The sequence below is a fragment of the Aphanothece microscopica RSMan92 genome (assembly GCF_046613545.2).
Lineage (GTDB): Bacteria > Cyanobacteriota > Cyanobacteriia > PCC-6307 > Cyanobiaceae > NIES-981.
This window is the reverse complement of the sequence record NZ_JBKKKY020000470.1, coordinates 1-486: the sequence shown is the minus strand read 5'-3', so window position 1 is coordinate 486 and position 486 is coordinate 1. Positions and strand designations below refer to the sequence as shown.

The 486-nt window shown below is 48.8% G+C and carries 1 protein-coding gene; it reads left to right on the top strand.

Annotated elements, in window-relative coordinates; translation table 11 throughout:
- Window positions 1-418: BsuBI/PstI family type II restriction endonuclease (locus tag ACLD7X_RS18590; protein WP_411425160.1), on the top strand; the 418-nt coding region annotated here is incomplete at its 5' end.
- Window positions 419-486: the final 68 nt, after the last annotated feature.

Below are 486 nucleotides of genomic sequence, written 5' to 3'. Positions count from 1 at the left end.
CCCAGCTTTTGCACCTGGAGGCGTCATCCTCTATATTGGCGACACCGAGAACAAGTTCACTCACTTGGAGGATGAAGGACTCCGAAGACTTGGAGTTGAACTTGATTCTGCGGCAAAGGTGCCTGACGTCATCGTCTGGTATGAAGCCAAGAACTGGATGTTGTTGATAGAGGCCGTTGCCAGTGCAGGCCCTGTTGATGGAAAACGTCGCAAGGAGCTTAAGGAGCTTTTTGCTGGTAGTACTGCTGGGCTTGTCTTTGTAACAGCGTTTGAAACACGGCGTGTAATGCAGAGGTTTGCATCGCAGATATCATGGGAGTCAGAAGTATGGATTGCCGAAGACCCGGACCATATGATTCACTTCAACGGTGAACGATTCCTTGGACCGTATCCGGATGTAATGCCAAATAAAGACTGATAGCACTTACCTTGCAAGACCCATTATGAGAAGAGACTCAAGACCCCAAGACGTGACGTGGTTTTTAG